Annotated in this window: 11 protein-coding genes; 7 read left to right on the top strand and 4 right to left on the bottom strand. The window is 74.5% G+C overall.

The window, feature by feature from the left end:
- Nucleotides 1–152 precede the first annotated feature (152 nt).
- A complete protein-coding gene (locus ACIQ9P_RS09850) occupies nt 153–458 on the top strand; it encodes a hypothetical protein (protein WP_402352539.1) in 306 nt (101 codons plus the stop codon).
- Nucleotides 459–740: 282 nt separating this feature from the next.
- Nucleotides 741–1433 carry a GNAT family N-acetyltransferase gene (locus ACIQ9P_RS09845; RefSeq protein WP_402352536.1) on the top strand — a complete coding sequence of 231 codons (693 nt, stop codon included), beginning with the start codon at nt 741–743 and terminating at the stop codon, nt 1431–1433.
- A gap of 130 nt (nt 1434–1563) precedes the next feature.
- Here the strand turns inward: ACIQ9P_RS09845 and ACIQ9P_RS09840 are convergent, their stop codons facing one another.
- Both ACIQ9P_RS09840 and ACIQ9P_RS09835 read right to left on the bottom strand, forming a co-directional pair.
- Nucleotides 1564–2115: a YciI family protein gene (locus ACIQ9P_RS09840; RefSeq protein WP_402352533.1), complete on the bottom strand. Its 552-nt coding sequence runs from the start codon at nt 2113–2115 to the stop codon at nt 1564–1566.
- A gap of 397 nt (nt 2116–2512) precedes the next feature.
- A complete protein-coding gene (locus ACIQ9P_RS09835) occupies nt 2513–3115 on the bottom strand; it encodes a GNAT family N-acetyltransferase (protein WP_402352530.1) in 603 nt (200 codons plus the stop codon).
- Nucleotides 3116–3301: 186 nt separating this feature from the next.
- On the opposite strand from ACIQ9P_RS09835, the gene ACIQ9P_RS09830 reads away from it, so the two are divergent.
- Entirely contained in the window at nt 3302–4285 is a 984-nt protein-coding gene (locus ACIQ9P_RS09830; RefSeq protein WP_402352527.1) for a polysaccharide deacetylase family protein, read from the top strand.
- Between the two features lie 191 nt (nt 4286–4476).
- Here ACIQ9P_RS09830 and ACIQ9P_RS09825 read toward each other — a convergent pair whose 3' ends face one another.
- Nucleotides 4477–4914, bottom strand: coding sequence for a YchJ family protein (locus tag ACIQ9P_RS09825; RefSeq protein ID WP_402352524.1), 438 nt, complete (start codon nt 4912–4914; stop codon nt 4477–4479).
- A gap of 307 nt (nt 4915–5221) precedes the next feature.
- Between ACIQ9P_RS09825 and ACIQ9P_RS09820 the strand changes: the two genes are divergently transcribed.
- The 4 genes from ACIQ9P_RS09820 to ACIQ9P_RS09805 all read left to right on the top strand — a co-directional run bounded on the left by ACIQ9P_RS09820 (nt 5222) and on the right by ACIQ9P_RS09805 (nt 17473).
- Nucleotides 5222–5980, top strand: coding sequence for a DUF4328 domain-containing protein (locus tag ACIQ9P_RS09820; RefSeq protein WP_402352521.1), 759 nt, complete (start codon nt 5222–5224; stop codon nt 5978–5980).
- A gap of 722 nt (nt 5981–6702) precedes the next feature.
- A complete protein-coding gene (locus ACIQ9P_RS09815) occupies nt 6703–11679 on the top strand; it encodes an amino acid adenylation domain-containing protein (RefSeq protein WP_402352518.1) in 4977 nt (1658 codons plus the stop codon).
- A complete protein-coding gene (locus tag ACIQ9P_RS09810) occupies nt 11676–11816 on the top strand; it encodes a hypothetical protein (RefSeq protein ID WP_402352515.1) in 141 nt (46 codons plus the stop codon). The genes ACIQ9P_RS09815 and ACIQ9P_RS09810 overlap by 4 nt, the downstream gene beginning before the upstream one ends.
- Complete coding sequence (locus ACIQ9P_RS09805; RefSeq protein WP_402352512.1) at nt 11813–17473, top strand: amino acid adenylation domain-containing protein; 5661 nt, start codon at nt 11813–11815, stop codon at nt 17471–17473. Before ACIQ9P_RS09810 ends, ACIQ9P_RS09805 begins: the two co-directional genes overlap by 4 nt.
- 165 nt (nt 17474–17638) lie before the next feature.
- Here the strand turns inward: ACIQ9P_RS09805 and ACIQ9P_RS09800 are convergent, their stop codons facing one another.
- Complete coding sequence (locus ACIQ9P_RS09800) at nt 17639–18295, bottom strand: NADPH-dependent F420 reductase (protein WP_402352510.1); 657 nt, start codon at nt 18293–18295, stop codon at nt 17639–17641.
- Nucleotides 18296–18384: the final 89 nt, after the last annotated feature.

Below are 18384 nucleotides of genomic sequence, written 5' to 3'. Positions count from 1 at the left end.
ACGGTTCGGATTCCAAGTAGAGAGAAGGCATCGGTTGTCGGCCAACTTCTGACGCGCCGGTGGGAGAGTGACGGATTATGTCAAGAGTGCAATTTGTGGAACCTTTGATGGCGAATTGATCCTCTTGGGGACCTGTCTTATGTGGTGCCGGGATGGCCTGGGACATGATCGACTCTTATGGGGGTGATTTGTCGCAGAATCTGGCTCCTGATGACCTGTGGACGTTGGTCCAGCCGTTGATGCCGTCGTTCATGCTGTGCCAACAGGGTGGTGGGCCGGCGCCGTTGGATGAGCGTGCGGTGCTCACCTCCGTGGTCTACGTGCTGACCGGCACATGCCGCCATCCGCCACCTGCTGCCTTCGTTCGGCGTCGTGCTGGCGGCGGCGGCGGATCGCCGGTTCGCGGCAAGGGCGAAGGCCGGCCGATGGCGGCGCTTGCGCCGAGCCGTTCTGGATGAACTCGGCTCGCGGGGGGAAGCCGACTGGACTTCAGCCGTCGTGGGCGCCGCTGGCGTGAGCGCGCAAAGGGAGGCCCGTCGGCCGCTCCGGATCCGGTCGACGGGCCAAACCGGGCGGCGGGCTCCATCTCCCCTCCGATGTCCGAACTGTCCCGCCGGCCCCAGCCGTCCCATCAGAGGCGAACGCGCAAGGCCCTCTTGTTGGGCAATTGGCCAATTATGTGGGGCTGACTCACCGGCGGCGATCCGTCAGGGCGAGGCGTTCGCAAGGATGGCGGTCCTGTGCCGCGGTGCGCGCGAGGCGCCCCGTCGTGCGACGCCGAGGAGTCCGGGTCGCCCGCCCAGGCCGTCCGCGCATCCGGCCCGTTCAGGCCGTTCGACGGCGTAGTGGTGCTCGGTGGGGCGGCGCTGGTCACCGCGCCCACCGAGCGGGCGGCCGAGCGGTTGCGGCGGGCGGCGGCCGAGTTGCCGCCCGCCGCGCTCGGCGACCCGGAGCGGCTCGGCCGACTGGTCCCGCTCGCCCGGGTGCTCGGGCCGGCGAACCTCGCCTACCTCGACGCGGCGGCGTTCGTCCCGGTCGATCCCGCACAGGAGCCCCACGCCATGGCCGAGTCGGCACTCGACGAGCCGGCGGTCCGGGCCCTGCTCGCGCGTGCGAGCGAGGAGGACCGCGGGGAGTGCGGCCTGGCCGATGTCACCTCGCCGCTGTTCGTCGTCCGTGACGGTGACCGGACGCTCGCCGCCGCCGGTTACCGCGTCTGGCGCGGTGGCGTGGCCCATCTCTCCGTGCTGACCGACGCGGCCCACCGCTCCCGCGGCCTGGCCCGGGCGACCGCCTCGGCCGCGGTCGCACACGCCCTCGCGGCCGGACTGCTGCCGCAGTGGCGGGCCCGCCCGGTGGCGTCCCGCCGGGTGGCCGCGGCGCTCGGCTTCCGCGATCTCGGCGTACAGCTCAGCTGCGAGTCGGCGGACTGACCGCTGTCCGGCGGTGCGGCCGGTACGGCGCGGTCGTCAGACGGACCGGTAGCGGCCGACCATGACGTTCGCGCTGGTCATGAGGCATGGCGGTACCGGAGTGGAGCGACCGGCAGTGCTTCTCGGGGCTTCAGGACGGCCGCCCGCCGAACTGCCAGTCGTGCACTTCGACGGTGGCGTACCGGTCCGGAGGCAGGACGGCGCGCGCTGTCTGCGGGTCCGGTGCTCGGAGCAACGCCGCCGTGCCCAGCCAGGTCGTGCCGCTGTCGGAGAGCAGCGGCCCGTAGGCGATCAGCTCGGTCTGGCCGGGCGGCACCACCAGGTCGGTGTCCTGTCCTGCGCCGAGGCCGAACACCAGGTACCGGTTGCCGCCGGTCCGGCCACCGGGGAAGTCCCACATGGTGCGCCCGAGCATGTTGCGCCATCGCCGCACCATCACGTCCCGGTACATGCCGGCCTGGTAGCAGGGCTCCTCGAAGGCGAACGCGCGGGCGGCGGCGGGATCCGGGAGGTCGACGATGTGCACGCTCCCGGTGGCCGTGTCGCCGTCGCCGGAGAGGGTCGGGCCGCGGGCGATCAGCTCGCGCGCGTACTGGTCCATGTATGACCAGTGCTCTTCCAGCATGTCCTCGCGCAGCCCCTCGGAACCGGGCCGGTCGCGGTGGTAGATGAAGAACTCCATGCGCGTAGGGTCTCGTCGACGGGGTGGTCCGTCGAGCGGTTTTCCGGTGCTGGGATCGCCGGTCGAAGGACGGACGCGGGCCGTGAGGTCGGGGCAGACGGTCGGGCCTCGGGGCCGAAGCCGCGGTCGGCCGTGGGGGACGACCGCCCAACCGGGCACCCGGCGCCGGCTTCGCGCCGCGAAGCACAGTAGGCCGGTCAGCCGGTCAGCCGGTCAGCCGGTCAGCCGGTCAGCCGGACGGTCAACGGCAGGGCGTCGGCGGGTGTCCGGGCGCAGGTGGCCAGGATGAGGCGCGGGTGGTGGGCGAGGCCGTCCACGCGGGCGTCCGCGAGCCGCGTCCGCGAGCTGCTGCCGCGCGGCGCGCACGGCACGGTCGAACGGCGGGTCGCGGAGCGGCTCAGCCGTCTGCCCGGACCTCGCCCGGCGGCCGCTCGGGAGCGAGCTCCTTGCCGTACCAGACCTCGGCGTACGGGCTGTTGCCGTACGCGGGGATCTCGCGGTAGCCGTGCCGGGTGTAGAGCGCGCGGGCCTCGACCAGGTCGAGCCGGGTGTCGAGGACGATCCGCCCGGCGCCGAGGGACCGTGCCGCCTCCTCGACGGCCGCGAGCAGTCGGCTGCCGCCGCCGGTGCCGCGCCGGGAGGGCCGGACGTACACGCGGGTCAGTTCGACGGTCGTGGCGTCGAGCACCCGCAGGCCGGCGCAGGCGTCGGCCCCGCCCGCGTACCGGCCGAGCAGGAAGACGCCGGTGGGCGGGGCGAGGTGGTCGCTGGGAGTGTCGGCGAGGCCGGTCTCGATCTCCTCGGCCGTGCCGTCGCGGTCGAAGTGGAGTCGGTAGTAGCGGTTGGCGACGTCGGTGAAGTACTCGCGCAGCAGGGCCAGGGACTCGGTGTCGCCGACCGGGGCGGGCGCGACCACCCAGGCGTCGCCGTTGGTGGCTCCGGTGGTTTCCCCGGTGGAGGTCCCGGTGGTGCGCTGCTGCTGCCGCGTGCTCCTCGTCATGGGCGCATTATCGGGCGCCGTCCGCGACCCGCGCCAACCCTTTTCGATCATCGCCGGGACCGTAGCCGCAGGTCGGGGGCGCGGCCCGGGGTGGGCCGGCCGGGTGACGGGTGGATTGGACGACCGGCGTGGCGGGGGAGCAGTGGGGTTATGGACAGACCATCAGATAATCGCATTAATGGGGGTTTGGCGGGACCCCGACGCCGGCGGGGCCGGGGCGGGCTGGTCGTGGCGGTGTGCCTGGCGGCCGCGGTCGCGGGGTGCGGCGGCTCGGCCGGGGACGGTGCGGTGCCGTCCACGGCCCGGGCCGGGGCGAGTGCGGCGACCGACCGGGGCGGCCCCCGGCCCGCGGCGGTCCCGGCTGCCGCGGCCGCCCTGGCCGCCCCTGCGGTCCTCCCGGGGCCGGCCCGGGCGGAGGAGGAGACCAGCGGCGAGGCGGTGGCCCGCCGTGCCGAGGCCACCCGTGCGGCGCTGGAGACCGCCCGGCGCTGGGGCCTGGCCCGGCCGCCGCTGGCGGCCCCGCAGCCCCCGTCGGCCCGGCCCGAACTGCGCGCCGCGCAGGGCGTCAAGCTCGCGGACGGGCGGCCGCCGGTGGTCTACCGGGTGCCCACCGAGGAGCGGATCGTCTTCCTGACGGTGGACGACGGCGCCGAGAAGGACCCGGAGTTCAGCCGGATGGCGGCCGAGCTCGGCATCCCGCTGTCCACCTTCGTCGCCGACTACCTGGCCCGCTCCGACTACGGCTACTTCCGTCGGCTGGCCGCGCAGGGCGACGCGGTGAACAACCACACCATCAACCACCGCAACCTCAAGGTCCTCGACTACGGGACCCAGCGCGACGAGATCTGCCGCCAGCAGGACCAGTTGGAGGGGCAGATCGGCAGCCGCCCCCGGCTCTTCCGGCCACCCTACGGCGAGTACAACGACGACACCCTGCGGGCCGCCGGCTCCTGCGGCGTCGAGGCGGTACCGCTGTGGAACGAGGAGGCGTTCCCGGACCGGATGGAGTACCGCTACGAGGACCAGCGGCTCCACCCGGGCGACATCGTCCTGACCCACTTCCGCGGCACCGACCTGTGGCCGGGGAGCATGCCCGACCTGTTGCGCAAGGTGGTCGACGAGGTCACCGCGCAGGGCTTCGCCCTGGCCCGGTTGGACGACTACCTGTAGCCGGGTGCGCGGGTGCGCGGGTGCGCGGGTGCGCGGGCGCCCCGCCCGTACGGGCGCCCGTACACCCGGGCCCCTGTACGCCTGGGCCGCCGCACAGCCGCACAGCCGCACAGCTGTACACCCGCACACCCGGGCACCCGCACAGCCGTACACCCGGGCGCACGCGCACCCCGGCCGCCATCACGCCCGCCTCAGTCCAGCGAGAGCGCGTCCAGGTACACCCAGGCGCCCTCGTGCCGCACGAACCGGCTGTGCTCGGTGAGGACGCCCTCCTCCCGCCCCTCCGTGTAGTGGGCGCGGAAGGCCACCGTGCCCTCGGAGTGGAACGCCCCGCCCTCGCCGGTGGAGAGCACCTCCAGCCGCACCCAGCGCAGCGCCGGGTCGAAGTCCACGCTCTCCGGCCGGGTGTCCGGGTGCCAGGTGCGCAGCAGGTAGGTCTCGTCGTGGGCGGCGAAGGCGCTGTAGCGGGAACGCATCAGCGCCTCGGCGGTGGTGGCGGCGGCCTGGCCCCGGTGCAGTCGGCCGCAGCACTCGGCGTAGCTGCCGGGCAGGCCGCAGGGGCAGGGGGAGGAGGGGAGCAGGCGCGGCGCGGGCGTGGTGGCGCGGGGCGCGGAACGACGTCGGGACATGCGGTCCATTCTGGCCCCTCGGCGCGACGCCCGCGGCCCGGACCCGAAGACCGGGCGCGGAACCGGGCAAAGCCCGCGATATCGCCTTTGACCTGCGCCGATACCGGAACCGAAGTGGCGGATCGGCCCTTCGGAACCCTAGAGTCGGCCCGCTCGCGGCAGGTCCGCGGCGGTGGTGGGGCGGGCGGAGGCCGGTCCCGGTGCGACCTTTGTCCTTGGTGGGGGAGTGGTTCCAGTGCTGTGTGCGGTCTGCGGGGCTCGGCCGGTGACGGGGAGCGGCGGGCGGTGCTACGCCTGTGCGGAGGCCATGTCGCACTGGCCCCGGGACTTCCGGTCGCCCAGGGTCGCCGCGCTGGTTGCGGGCGTGCTGCTGGTGCTGAGCGGTCTGCTGGCGGTGGCCGTGCTCGTGGGCAACCTGTTCGAGGTGCGGGCGATCGACATGCTGCTCGCGGACCCGGGGAGTGCGGAGGGCTTCGACCTGCTGGAGTCGCTGGCCGGGCTGGAGGGCCTGGTGAACGGTCTGTCGGCGTTCCTGCTGCTGGCGACGGCCGTGCCCTTCGTCGTCTGGTTCCACCGGATCCGGGCGAACGCCGATCTGTTCCTGCCGACCGGTCACCGGCTCGGGTCGGGGTGGGCGATCGGGGCGTGGTTCACGCCCGTGGTCGCGCTCTGGTTCCCGTGGCAGCTGGTGGTGGACTGCTGGAGGGCCAGCGGCCCGATCGATCCGGAGGGCCGGCGGCGGACCGTGTCGCCGTGGCTGGTGGCGGCGTGGTGGACGGCCTTGATCGGTTCGGCGGGGGTTCCGCGGATCGCCCACGTCCTGGTCCGGACGGGGCCCGACGACGGGGCGGCCGACGAGCGGCTCGAAGGAATGCGGACGGTGCTCCAGGTCGAGATCGCCGGGAACGCGCTGCGGTTGGCGGCGGCCGTGCTGGCGGTGCTGGTGGTCTGGCGGCTGACGGAGATGCAGGTCGCGCGGGCGGCCGTGGTGGTTCCTCCGGAGGACCGGCCGGTGCCGCCCCAGGACTCCTTCGGGGCGAGGCCCGTGTCGGGTGCCGTGGGCTGATCACCCGCTCCCGCTCTTCGTGTGCCGGGCCCGGAGGTGTTCACCGACACCTCCGGGCCCGGCGTTCGTGCGTGCAGGCGTGCATGCGTCCCGCCGGTCCGCCCCGCCCCGCCCCGGGACCGGGCCGTGACCGCCGTCCCGGGCGCCCGGGACGACGGGCGGTGGAGGGTGGAGCGGAGCCCGGTGCGCGCCGGGTGGCCGAGCCGTCCCCGGAGCACTCGGAGCATCCCGTGAATGCACACCGTTTGCACACATACTCCCGTTCCGACCGCTCGCCCCTGTCGCCCCCGGGGCTGCTGCCGGAGAGTGCGGCGAGGGGGTGGGGCGCGAGGTGGGGCAGGGTGCGGCGAGGGGGTGCGGCACGGGAGTGCGAGGGTGGATTGCCGGACAATTATTGACTGCCCTCGGACAAGATTGAGTCCGGAAATCTGCTTGCGGTGCCAGTAGGGCGCAAGTGTGCGCCAACTGACGAACCGTCGGCGAAACGCTATCGGTACGGACCGGCGCTGCCAAGGGGGCTGTCAATCCGTGTGATATCGCCGACGAACCGTCAGGCGCGCGCACCGCTGACCAGGCCGGGAGAGGTGATCTTTCCGGCATATCGAACGAGTGACGGAAATGTGCTGGTGATTCGTAGATCTTTACCCCACCATCTCCGAGGGCACACCGCCCATTTCTCGCCGACCACAAGTCGATGCAGCAGCACCCTCGGGAGAGAAGCGATGAGTTCGACGGGACTTACACCACTTGATCCGGCAGCACCGCTGGCCGAACTGGTGGCCGCGCAGGTCAGAAGAACCCCGGACGCCACGGCCGTGATCGACGGCACACGCCGGCTGACCTACCGTGAACTGGACGCCGCGACGGCCGCGGTAGCGGGCCGGCTGGCCGCCGCAGGCGTCCGGGCGGAGACCTTGGTCGGCGTATGCCTGCCGCGAACGGCCGACCTCGTGGTCGGCCTGCTGGCGGTGCTGAGGGCCGGCGGAGCCTACGTGCCGCTCGACCCGGCCTATCCGCGCGACCGCCTCGAACTGGTCGTCGGCGACGCGCAGGCCCCCGTCGTGCTCACCGACCGGGCCCACGAGCACCTGCTCGACGGCGCGGGCGCCACCCTCCTGCACGTCGACGGGGACGGCCCCGCCGCCCCGCTCGACCCGGCCGCCGCGCGCCCCACCACCGGCGACGCGGCCACCGACGCACTGGCCTACGTGCTCTACACCTCCGGTTCCACCGGCCGCCCCAAGGGCGTCTCGGTCACCCAGCGCGGCGTCAACGCCATGCTGCGCTGGGCCGTCGGCACCTACACCGCCGCCGACCTCACCGGCGTGCTGTTCGGCACCTCCGTGTGCTTCGACATCTCGGTGTACGAGCTGTTCCTCCCGCTCTCCGTCGGCGGCACGATCGTGGTCGCCGAGAACGTCCTCGCCCTCCCCGAGCTGCCCGCCCGGGACGAGGTCACCCTGGTCAACACCGTGCCCAGCGCGATGGCCGCGTTACTGCGCGGCGGCGGCGCGGATGCCGCCGGCGGACTGCCGGCCGGCGTACGCGTGGTCAACCTGGCGGGCGAGGCGCTGCCCCGCCACCTCGCGGACAAGGTCCACGTCCAGCCCGGGGTCGAGCGCCTCTACAACCTGTACGGACCCACCGAGGACACCGTCTACTCCACCTGGTCGCTGGTCGCCCGCGGCGGGACCGGCGAGCCGGTCATCGGCCGCCCGCTCGCCGGCACCCTCGACCACGTCCTCGACGAGCACCGGATACCCGTGCCGGACGGCGGCATCGGCGAGCTGTACCTCTCCGGCGAGGGCCTGGCCCGCGGCTACCACGGCCGCCCCGACCTCACCGAGGAGCGCTTCGTCCACGTCGACGGCCTGCGCTGCTACCGCACCGGGGACCTCGTCCGCCGACTGCCGGACGGCGACCTGGAGTACCACGGGCGGGTCGACCACCAGGTGAAGGTCCGCGGCTTCCGGGTCGAACTCGGCGAGATCGAGGCGGTGCTCGCCACCCACCCCGCCGTCGAGGCCGCCGCCGCCGTGGTCCAGCGCGACGAGGCGGGCGACTACCTCGCCGCCTTCGTCCAGCCCGCCCCCGGCACCGCCGCACCGGCGCCCGCCGAACTGCGGGCCCACTGCGCCGCCGCCCTGCCCGGCTACATGGTGCCGCTCGCCGTCGCCGTCCTGGCCGAGCTGCCGCTCACCCCCAACGGCAAGACCGACCGCAAGGCGCTGCCCCCGGCCGCCCGGAGCCGCGGCGGGCACGAGCTGTTCGTCGCCCCCCGCACCCCCGCCGAGATCCGGATCGCCGAACTCTGGCAGGACCTGCTCGGCGTCCCCGAGGTCGGCGTGCACGACGTCTTCCTCGACCTCGGCGGCCACTCCCTGCTCGCCGTCGGCCTGCTGGCCCGGGTCGAGCGCGAGTTCGGCACCCGGGTGCCGCTCGCCGAGTTCTTCGCGGCCCCGACCGTCGCCGCGCTGGCCGTCCGGGCCGCCAACGGCGGCGGCGGACGGGCCTCCGTGGAACCGCCGAGGCGGGAGGCCCACCTGCCAGCCCGCGCCACCGAGTTCCAGCGCGAACTGTGGCTGCACGAGGCCGTGCAGCCCGACAGCCCGCTCTACAACGTGCCGGTGCGGATCCGCGCCGAGGGCACCCTCGACCGCGAGGCCCTCGGCCGCGCGCTCTCCGAGGTCGTCCGCCGCCACGAGTCCCTGCGCACCGCCCTCTACGGCGACCCGAACCCGACCGAGGACGACGACGCCGTCGCCGACGTCCGCCCGCCGTACCCGGTCGAGGTGCCGCTGCTCGACCTCACCGGCCCGCACGGACAGGTGGCCGACGAGGAGGCGATCGACGACGCGCTGCGGGCGGAGGCCGCCCGCCCGCTCGACCTCGCCGGCGGCCGGCTGCTGCGCGCCCTCGCCCTGCGCACCGACACCGACCGGCACGAACTGCTGCTCACCGTGCACCACGCCGCGACCGACGGCTGGGCCGCCGGGCTGCTGCTCGCCGAGGTCGCCCGCGCCCTGCGCGAGGGCGAACTGCCCGAGCCCGCGCTCCAGCTGTCGGACGTCGCCCGCTGGGAGCTGCGCGACGTCGAGGCCGGCCGCGAGGGCGCCGAGCGCTGGGCCGAGCGGCTGCGCGGCGTCGAGGCCGACCAGCACCTGCCCGGCGACCGCCCGCACCCCAACCCGCAGGACATCGCCGGCCGCCGTCTCGCCCGCCGACTGGACGCCGCGTTCGTCGAGGGCGTCGGGAAGTGGGCCGCCGAGGAGGGCGCCAGCCTCTACACGGTCGTGCTCGCCGCGCTCGGCGGAGTGCTGCACCGCTACACCGGCCGCACCGATGTCGCCGTGCTCAGCCCCTTCGCCGTCCGCCCGGTGCCCGAGCTGGAGACGGTGATCGGCTCGCTGATCAACACCGTCGCGCTGCGCTTCGACGTGGCCGGCGCCGACACCTTCCGCGAGCTGGTCGCCCGGGTCCGCCCGGTCGTCCTGGAGGCCGCCGACCACAGCGGCCACCCGTTCGTCGACCACGCCCGGCGCTACGGCGGCTCGCCCGGCCTGACCGCCTCGCCGATCTCCCAGGTGCTGCTCGCGGTGCAGAACCACCCGGTGGCCGGCGTCGAACTGCCCGGGCTGAAGCTCACCTTCGTCGCCGAGGTGTGCAACAGCACCGCCAAGACCGACCTCTCGCTGTTCCTGGAGTTCCCGGCCGACGGCCCGCTGCTGTCCGCCGAGTACCGCACCTCCCGCTACGAGGAGCGGTCCGTGCGCGCCGCGCTCGACCACCTGGTCGCGCTGCTCGCCGCCGCCGTCGCAGAGCCCGACCGACCGCTCGGCGAACTGGTCATGCTCTCCGCCGCCGAACTCGCCGCGCACGAGCCGGTCAACCGCACCGGGGTGCCGATCCCCGACGCCCCGCTGCACCGGCTGGTCGCCGACCGGGCCGCCCTCGCCCCGGACGCGCCCGCCGTGTCCGCCGCCGACGGCACCCTCGACTACGCCGGACTCCTCGACACCGCCGACCGGCTGGCCCATCTGCTGGGCGCCCGCGGCGTCGGTCCCGGCCACCTGGTCGCGGTCGCGGTCCGGCGCGGCCGGCTGCTGCCCGCCGCCCTGCTCGGCGTGCTGCGCAGCGGCGCCGCCTACCTGCCGCTCGACGTCGACCAGCCGCTCGCCCGCAACCGGGCCGTGCTGGACGACGCCGGTGTCACCGTGGTGGTCGCCGAGGAGGCCACCGCCGGGGACGAGCTGCTGCGCGGCCGCGAGACCGTCCTCGTCGACGGCTCCGCGCACGCCGCCGCCCCCGCCCAGGCGCCGGACGTCACCGTCGGCCCGGAGGACCCGGCCTACCTGCTGTACACCTCCGGCTCCACCGGCCGTCCCAAGGGCGTCGCCGTGCCGCACCGCGCGATCGTCAACTTCCTCACCTCGATGGGCCGCGAACCCGGCCTCACCGGGCGGGACGTGATGGCCGCCGTCACCACCGTGACCTTCGACATCGCCGGTCTGGAGCTGTGGCTGCCGCTGGTCACCGGCGCCCGGGTGGAGATCGCCGACCGGGCCACCGCCACCGACGGGGCCGCGCTCGGCGCCTGGGTGGAGAAGCAGGGCGTCACCCACCTCCAGGCCACCCCCGCCACCTGGCGGATGCTGCTGGAGGCGGACTGGGGCGGCCGCCCCGGGCTCACCGCGCTGTGCGGCGGCGAGGCGCTCACCGCCGACCTCGCCCGCGCCCTGCTCGGCCGGGTCGGCGCGCTGTGGAACCTCTACGGCCCGACCGAGACCACCGTCTGGTCCACCGTCCAGCGGGTCACCCCCGAACTCGCCGCCCTCGGCGGTGTGGTGGCCCTTGGCGCCCCCGTCGCCAACACCCGGCTGCACCTGCTCGACGGCTCCGGCCAGCCGGTCCCGGTCAACGGCATCGGCGAGCTGTGCATCGCCGGCGCCGGTGTCGCGCTCGGCTACCACGGCCGGCCCGAGCTGACCGCGGAGCGCTTCACCGCCGAACCGGGCCGCACCGACGGCGCGTTGATGTACCGCACCGGTGACCTCGCCAGCCGCCGCGCCGACGGCCGGCTGGAGTACCACGGCCGCGCCGACGCGCAGGTCAAGCTGCGCGGCTTCCGGATCGAGCTGGGCGAGATCGAGGCGGCGCTGACCGCCCTGCCCGGGGTCGCCGCCGGCGCCGCCCGGCTGGTCGAGACCCCGGCCGGACCGGCGCTGGCCGGCTACGTCGTCGCCCCGGACCTGACCGAGGACGCGGTGCGCACCGCGCTGACCGAGCGGCTGCCCGACTACATGGTGCCCGCGGGGCTGGTCCTGCTCGACGCGCTGCCGCTGACCCCCAGCGGCAAGGTCGACCGGGCCGCGCTGCCGGTGCCGCAGCTCGGCGGGGCCGGCGCCCCGCCCGAGGGTGACTGCGAGGAACTGCTCGCGGAGCTGTGGACCGAGGTCCTCAAGGTCGAACGGGTCTCCCGGCACGACGACTTCTTCGCCCTCGGCGGGCACTCGCTGCTCGCGACCCGGCTGCTGGCGCGGATCCGGGACACCTTCGAGACCGAACTGCCCCTGCGCGTCGTCTTCGAGGACCGCACCCTGGCCGCCCTGGCCCGCCGGGTCGAGGAGCGCCTGCTGGAGGAGATCGACGACCTCGACGGCCTCGGCAGCCTGGACGAGACCGCCGGGAGCACCCTGTGAACCAGCACCCTGTGAACCAGAACCCTGTGAACCGCCCCACCGACCTCGGAGCCACCGGCGACACCGGCAGGACCGGGGCCCTGGACGTATGCCCGGCCGCCGGCGACACCGGCGCCCTGACGGGGGAGACCGCATGACCGACCACCGCACCACCGGGCCGACCCCGGACCGCCGACCGGTCCAGGACCAGGCACAGAACCAGAGCCAGACCCACCAGACCCAGACCCAGGACCAGACACAGACCCAGGTCCCGGCCCAGCAGCCGGACCAGGCCGCCCGCCGACAGGAGCTGCTGCGCCGCCGCCTCGCCAAGGCCAAGGCCGCCAAGGCGGCGGCCGCCGCCGGCGGCGCCGGGCACCGCACCATCACCCCGCGCCCCGAGGGCACACCGGCCCCCCTGTCCTCGGCCCAGCGCCGGATGTGGTTCCTCGCCCAGTACGAACCGGACAGCGCCGCCTACCACATCCCGCTCGCCCTGCACCTCGACGGCGAGCCCGACGAGGTCGCCCTCGCCGCCGCGCTCACCGACGTCCTGGACCGGCACGAGGTGCTCCGCACCGTCTACCCGACCGTCGACGGCGAGGTGCGCCCCGAACCGCGACCCGCCGGGGAGTCCGTCCTCACCACCGACGACGTGCCCGCCGACCGGATCGACGACCGGCTGGCGGCCGAGGCCCGCCGCCCCTTCGACCTGGCCGCCGACCTGCCGCTGCGGGCCGCCCTGCTGCGCACCGGCGATGGCGCCGTGCTCAGCCTGGTGCTGCACCACATCGCGGCCGACGGCTGGTCGATCGGCGTCCTGTTCGGCGACCTCGCCACCGCCTACGGCGCCCGCCGCGAGGGTCGGGCCCCGGCCTTCGAGCCGCTGTCCGTCCAGTACGCGGACGTCGCCCACTGGCAGCGGACCGAACTCGCCGCCGAGCTCGACCGGCAGCAGGAGTGGTGGCAGGAGCGCCTGCGCGGCGCGACCGGCACCGTCACCGTGCCCGCCGACCGGCCCCGGCCGGCCGTCGCCGGCACCGAGGGCGCCCGGTTCACCGCCGCCCTCGGCGAGGAGCGCACCCGCCGGATCCGCACCCTCGCCGAACGGACCGGCAGCACCGTCCACATGGTGCTGCTCGCCGCCCTGCAGACGGTCCTCGGCCGGTACACCGGCAGCGAGGACGTCACCGTCGGCACCCCGATCGCCGGGCGCACCCGCAGCGAGACCGAGCCGCTGGTCGGCTGCTTCGTCAACACCCTGGCGCTGCGCACCGACCTCTCCGGCGACCCGACGGTCCGCGAACTCCTGGAGCGGGTCAAGGACGCCACCCTCGGCGCCTACGGCCACCAGGACCTGCCGTTCGAGCGACTGATCGACGCGCTCGGCCTGGAGCGGGAACTCGCCCACACCCCGCTGTTCCAGGTCCTGCTGAACGTCCACAACCAGGCCGAGGCCCGCCCCGAGCTGCCCGGCCACACCGTGCGCTGGCGGCCGATCGGCACCGACACCGCGAAGTTCGACCTCTCGGTGGCCGTCGTCGACAACGGCGGCGAGCTCGCCGCCGACCTGGTCTGGCGCACCGAGCTGTACGAGGAGGCGACCGTTCGCCGCTTCTTCGGCCACCTCACCACGACCCTCGACGCGATGGCGGCCGACCCGGACCGCCCGCTGGCCGGCCTGCCCCTGCTCACCCCGTCCGAGCAGCGGCAGCTCACCGAGTGGAACGACGAGGCCCCGCGCGGCTGGGACCTCGGCGGCACCCTGCACGGCCTGGTCGAGGAGCAGGCCCGCCGCACCCCCGACGCGCCCGCCGTGCGCGGCGCCGACGGCGTGCTCGACTACGCCGAACTCGACCGGCGCGCCAACGCGCTGGCCCACCGGCTGCGCGCCCAGGGCGTCGGCCCGGACCGCCCGGTCGGCCTGCTGGTCGAGCGCTCCACCGCCCTGGTCGTCGGCATGCTCGGCATCCTCAAGGCCGGCGGCGCCTACCTGCCGCTGGACCCGGTCTACCCGGACGGGCGGATCAACGCCCTGCTCGACGCCGCCGACGTCGCGGCCGTCGTCACCACCGAGGACCAGCGCGGGCGCCTCACCGGCGGCCACCCGGTGGTCGTCCCCGACGGGGCCGGACGCCCCGACGCGCCCGAGGTGGACGTCCGCCCCGAGCACCTCTGCTACCTGCTCTTCACCTCCGGCTCCACCGGGACCCCGAAGGGCGTCGCGGTCGAGCACCGCAACTACCGCAACTACCTGCACGGCCTGCGCGAACGGATCGGCGGCGACCAGACGGGCTGGAACTGGGCCCTGGTCTCCACCTTCGCCGCCGACCTCGGCACCACCAACGTGTTCGGCGCGCTCACCGGCGGCGGCTGCCTGCACCTGCTGACCCGCGACCAGGCCACCGACCCGGACGCCTTCGCCGCCTACACGGCGGAGCACCGGATCGACGCCGTCAAGCTCGTCCCCAGCCATCTGGAGGGCCTGGCCGCGCACGGCGCCGGCCTCGACACGATCCTCCCCGCCGAGTTGCTGATCTGCGCGGGCGAGGCGCTGCGGCCCGACCTGGTGGCCCGGATCCGCGCCGCCCGTCCCGACCTGACGCTGCACAACCACTACGGGCCCACCGAGACCACCGTCTCGATGCTCGGCGCACCCGTGCCGGCCGACCTCGGCGACGCCGTCACCGCACCGCTCGGCCGCCCGTTCGGCAACGTCACCGCGCACCTGCTGGACGCCCGCCGCCGTCCCGTCCCGGTCGGCGTCCCGGGAGAGCTGTACGTCTCCGGCGGCGGCGTCGCCCGGGGCTACCTCGGCCGCGAGGACCTCACCGCCGAACGCTTCCTGGAGGTGGACGACCGCCGCTGCTACCGCACCGGCGACCTGGTCCGCCGCCGTCCGGACGGCGCGATCGAGTTCCTCGGCCGGATCGACCACCAGGTCAAGATCCGCGGCTTCCGGGTCGAGATCGGCGAGGTCGAGGCCGAACTGACCGCCCGCCCCGGGATCCGCGAGGCCGTGGTGGTCGCCCGGGGCGAGGGTGCCACCGGCTCCCTGGTCGGCTACCTGGTGCCCGCCGACCCGGCCGCCGCCCCCGACCCGGCCGAACTGCGCGCCGCGCTGCGCACCCGGCTGCCCGACTACATGGTCCCGGCCGCGCTGGTGGTCCTCGACGCCCTGCCGCTGAACGCCAACGGCAAGGTCGACCGGGCCGCCCTGCCCGAGCCGGCCGCCGTCCAGCCCGCCGCCGGCGGCGGCGAGCTCACCACCGGGACCGAACACACCGTCGCCGCCGCCTACCGGAAGGTCCTGGCCGTCGAGGAGATCGGCGCCGCCGACGACTTCTTCGCCCTCGGCGGCGACTCCTTCTCCGCCGTGCACACCGTCCGGCTGATCGGCGACGGCCTGTCGGTGATCGACCTGTTCCAGCACCCCACCGTCCGCGAACTCGCCGCGCTGATCGACGCCCGGGCCGGCGGCACCTCCGACGACGGACCGCGCACCCTGCTGCACAAGCTCACCCGGGGCAACGCCCCGGCCCGGATCAACGTCGTCTGCGTCCCCTACGGCGGCGGCAGCCCGATCACCTTCCAGCCGCTCGCCGACGCGCTGCCGTCCGACCACCGGCTCTACGCCGTCGAGCTGCCCGGCCACGACCCGAGCCGCCCCGACGACGAACTCGCCGAACTCGACGCGCTCGCCGACACCCTGACCGCCCAGGTGCTGGAGCGGATCGACGGGCCGGTGCTGCTCTACGGCCACTGCCTCGGCGGGGCGCTCGCCACCGCGCTCGGCTCCCGGCTGGAGGCCGCCGGCGTCGACCTGCGCGGACTGGCCCTCGGCGGCACCTTCCCCGCCGCCCGGCTGCCCGGCCGCTTCGCCGAGTGGATGGCCCGGCGGATGCCCGGAGACCGGGCCCTGTCCAACCGCGGCTACCTGGAGTTCCTGCGCGCGATGGGCGGCTTCACCGACGTCTACGACCGGGCCGAACAGGACTTCCTGGTCCGGGCGCTGCGTCACGACGTCCGGCAGGCCGAGGAGTTCTACACCCGCGCCTACGGGGACGGGCGGCCGGAGAAGATCGACGCCCCGATCCTCTGCGTGGTCGGCGAGAAGGACCGCGCCACCCTGCTCTACCAGGAGCGGTACACCGAGTGGGAGCACTTCGGCGACACCGTCGACCTCGCGGTCGTCCCCCGCGCCGGGCACTACTTCCTCAAGCACCAGGCCGGTGAACTCGCCCGGGTGCTCGCCGGGTTCGCCGCCACCGGCGAGGTGGCCGAGCAGGTCGCCGAGAAGCGCCCGGCCGCCGGGGCCGACCTCGGCACCTTCGCCAAGGTCGCGGTCGGCCAGTTCGTCTCGATGATCGGCACCAGCCTCTCCACCTTCGCCCTCGGCGTCTGGGTCTACCAGCAGACCGGCTCGGCCTTCGACTTCGCGATGATCTCGTTCATCGCGGTGCTGCCGGCCGTCCTGCTGCTGCCGATCGCCGGCGCGATCGCCGACCGGGTCGACCGGCGCAAGATCATGATCGTCACGGACACCGTGGCCGCCGCCGCGATGCTCGGCCTCGGCGTCCTGCTCTGGACCGATCTGCTGGAGGTCTGGCACATCTACCTGGTGGCCTGCGTGGCCTCCACCTGCGGGGCCTTCCAACGTCCCGCCTACCTCGCCGCGATCACCCAGCTGGTGCCCAAGCGCTACCTCGGCCAGGCCAACGGACTGGCCCAGCTCGGCACCGGCGCCGGCGACATGATGGCCATCCTGGCCGGTGGCGTGCTGGTCTCGCTGGTCGGCCTGCACGGCGTCGTGCTGTTCGACATGGCGACCTTCCTCACCGGCGTCACCTGCCTGCTGCTGGTCCGCTTCCCGAACGCCATGTTCGACAAGCAGGAGGAGCCGCTCTGGCGGGAGGTCGTCACCGGCTGGCGGTACATCGCGCGTCGGCACAGCCTGGTCGCCATGGTGGTCTTCTTCGTGGTGTTCAACTACCTGTTCGCCGTCGCCACCGTGCTGGTCACCCCGATGGTGCTGGCCAACGGCACCCCCTTCCAGCTGAGCGTCGTCACCGCCCTCGGCGGCCTCGGCGCGATGGTCGGCGCCCTGGTCATGGGGCTCTGGGGCGGCACCAGCCGCCGCTCCGTCGGGATGATCGGCTTCACCTCGGTGGTCGGCCTCGCCGCCGTCGTGACCGGCAGCCGCCCCGAGACCGCCCTCACCGCCTGCGGGCTCTTCCTGCTCTGGGGATCGATGATGATCCTCAACTCGCACTGGATGTCGCTGATCCAGACCAAGGTCGGGATGGAGCTCCAGGGCCGGGTCCTGGCCACCAACCAGATGCTCGCCATGTCGATGATGCCGCTCGGCTTCCTCACCGCCGGCCCGCTGTCCGACCACGTCTTCGAGCCGCTGATGCGCCCCGGCGGCGCGCTCGCCGACTCCGTCGGTCTGGTCATCGGCACCGGACCGGGCCGCGGCGCCGGACTGCTGCTCGTCGTGGTCGGCCTGCTGCTCACCGTCTGGGGCCTGCTCGGCCTCGCCTACCGGCCGCTGCGCCTGCTGGAGGACATCCTCCCGGACGCGCTGCCGGACGCCGAGATCGGCGACAAGGACGCCATCCAGGCCGAGGCCGACCGGCAGCTCGCGCTCACCGAGGCCGCCCGCGCGGCGGGCCGGCGCCGCCGCGGCGCCCGGGCCGGGGGAGCGGACCGGCCGCCGTCCGGCGCCGTCCGGGTGCCCGGCCCGGCCGGGGCCCCGGAACCGGTCGAGGACGACCCGGCCGACCGGGTGCACGCCGCCACCGGCCGCCGGTAGCCGCCCGCGCACGACGACGCGCCCCCGCCCCCTCGGAAGGGGGCGGGGGCGCGTCCGTCACGGCAACCCGGGCAAGAGGCCGGGAGGCGGGCTCCGGAGCCGAGGTCCGTGGAGCCGAGGTCGTGGAGTCAGACCGTGGAGACAGGCCCTGGAGGCCCGTAGCCGCTACTTCGCGCGCTTGAAGGAGTAGTTGAACTCCGCCGTGCCGAAGGCCCGCATCAGCCGGATCCAGAACGGCATCATCATCTCCATCGCCCGGGCGCCCGTGATGTCGCCCAGGTCGATCACCGACTCCGCCGGCCAGCCGAAGGTGCCCAGCAGCGCCACCGTCCGCGCCTTGGCCCCCTCGTCGTCACCGGCGACGAACATGTTGTGCTCCCCGGCGAGCCGGGACGGGTCCACCATCACCGGCGCGGTCACCGTGTTGAGCGTCTTCACCACCAGGGCCTGCGGGAACTCGCGCTGGATCCGCTCACCGACACTGTCGGTGTTCACCGGGTCCAGCGTCAGCTCGCCCTCGGCCGAGAAGACCAGCGGGTTGGAGAGGTCGATCAGGAGCTTGCCCGCCAGCCGCTCCGCGCCCGCCGCCCGCAGCGCGTCCAGGGCGACCGTCCCCGGCGTGGCGTTCAGGACCACCTCGCCGAACTCCGCCGCCTCCGCGAAGGTCCCGTGGTGGCCGGTCGGCCCCGCCTGCTCGGCCCAGGCCGCCGCCGCCTCGTTGTCCTTGCTGCGCGACCCCAGGGTCACCTCGTGCCCGAGTGCCACCAGCTTGTCGGCGATCGTCCGCGCGACCCCACCCGTACCGATGATTCCGTACCGCACCGCTGTTCTCCCCGTTCGTTGTTCGACGTGCCGGGGACGACGATAGATCAACTTCGGTGGCGTGTCCGGCGAACGGCGCGAACGGCCGC

The sequence above is a fragment of the Kitasatospora sp. NPDC094019 genome (genome assembly GCF_044764505.1).
In the GTDB taxonomy this organism is placed as follows: Bacteria; Actinomycetota; Actinomycetes; order Streptomycetales; family Streptomycetaceae; genus Kitasatospora.
Note: the sequence above shows the minus strand (reverse complement) of the source record. Positions and strands in the feature narration are given on the sequence as shown.

Bases quoted from the DNA above. Each gene is read 5' to 3' on its own strand.
- ACIQ9P_RS09850 (WP_402352539.1), top strand. From the start codon at position 153: ATGGCCTGGGACATGATCGACTCTTATGGGGGTGATTTGTCGCAGAAT.
- ACIQ9P_RS09840 (WP_402352533.1), bottom strand. From the start codon at position 2,115: ATGGAGTTCTTCATCTACCACCGCGACCGGCCCGGTTCCGAGGGGCTG.
- ACIQ9P_RS09835 (WP_402352530.1), bottom strand. From the start codon at position 3,115: ATGACGAGGAGCACGCGGCAGCAGCAGCGCACCACCGGGACCTCCACC.
- ACIQ9P_RS09825 (WP_402352524.1), bottom strand. From the start codon at position 4,914: ATGTCCCGACGTCGTTCCGCGCCCCGCGCCACCACGCCCGCGCCGCGC.
- ACIQ9P_RS09820 (WP_402352521.1), top strand. From the start codon at position 5,222: ATGTCGCACTGGCCCCGGGACTTCCGGTCGCCCAGGGTCGCCGCGCTG.
- ACIQ9P_RS09815 (WP_402352518.1), top strand. From the start codon at position 6,703: ATGAGTTCGACGGGACTTACACCACTTGATCCGGCAGCACCGCTGGCC.
- ACIQ9P_RS09805 (WP_402352512.1), top strand. From the start codon at position 11,813: ATGACCGACCACCGCACCACCGGGCCGACCCCGGACCGCCGACCGGTC.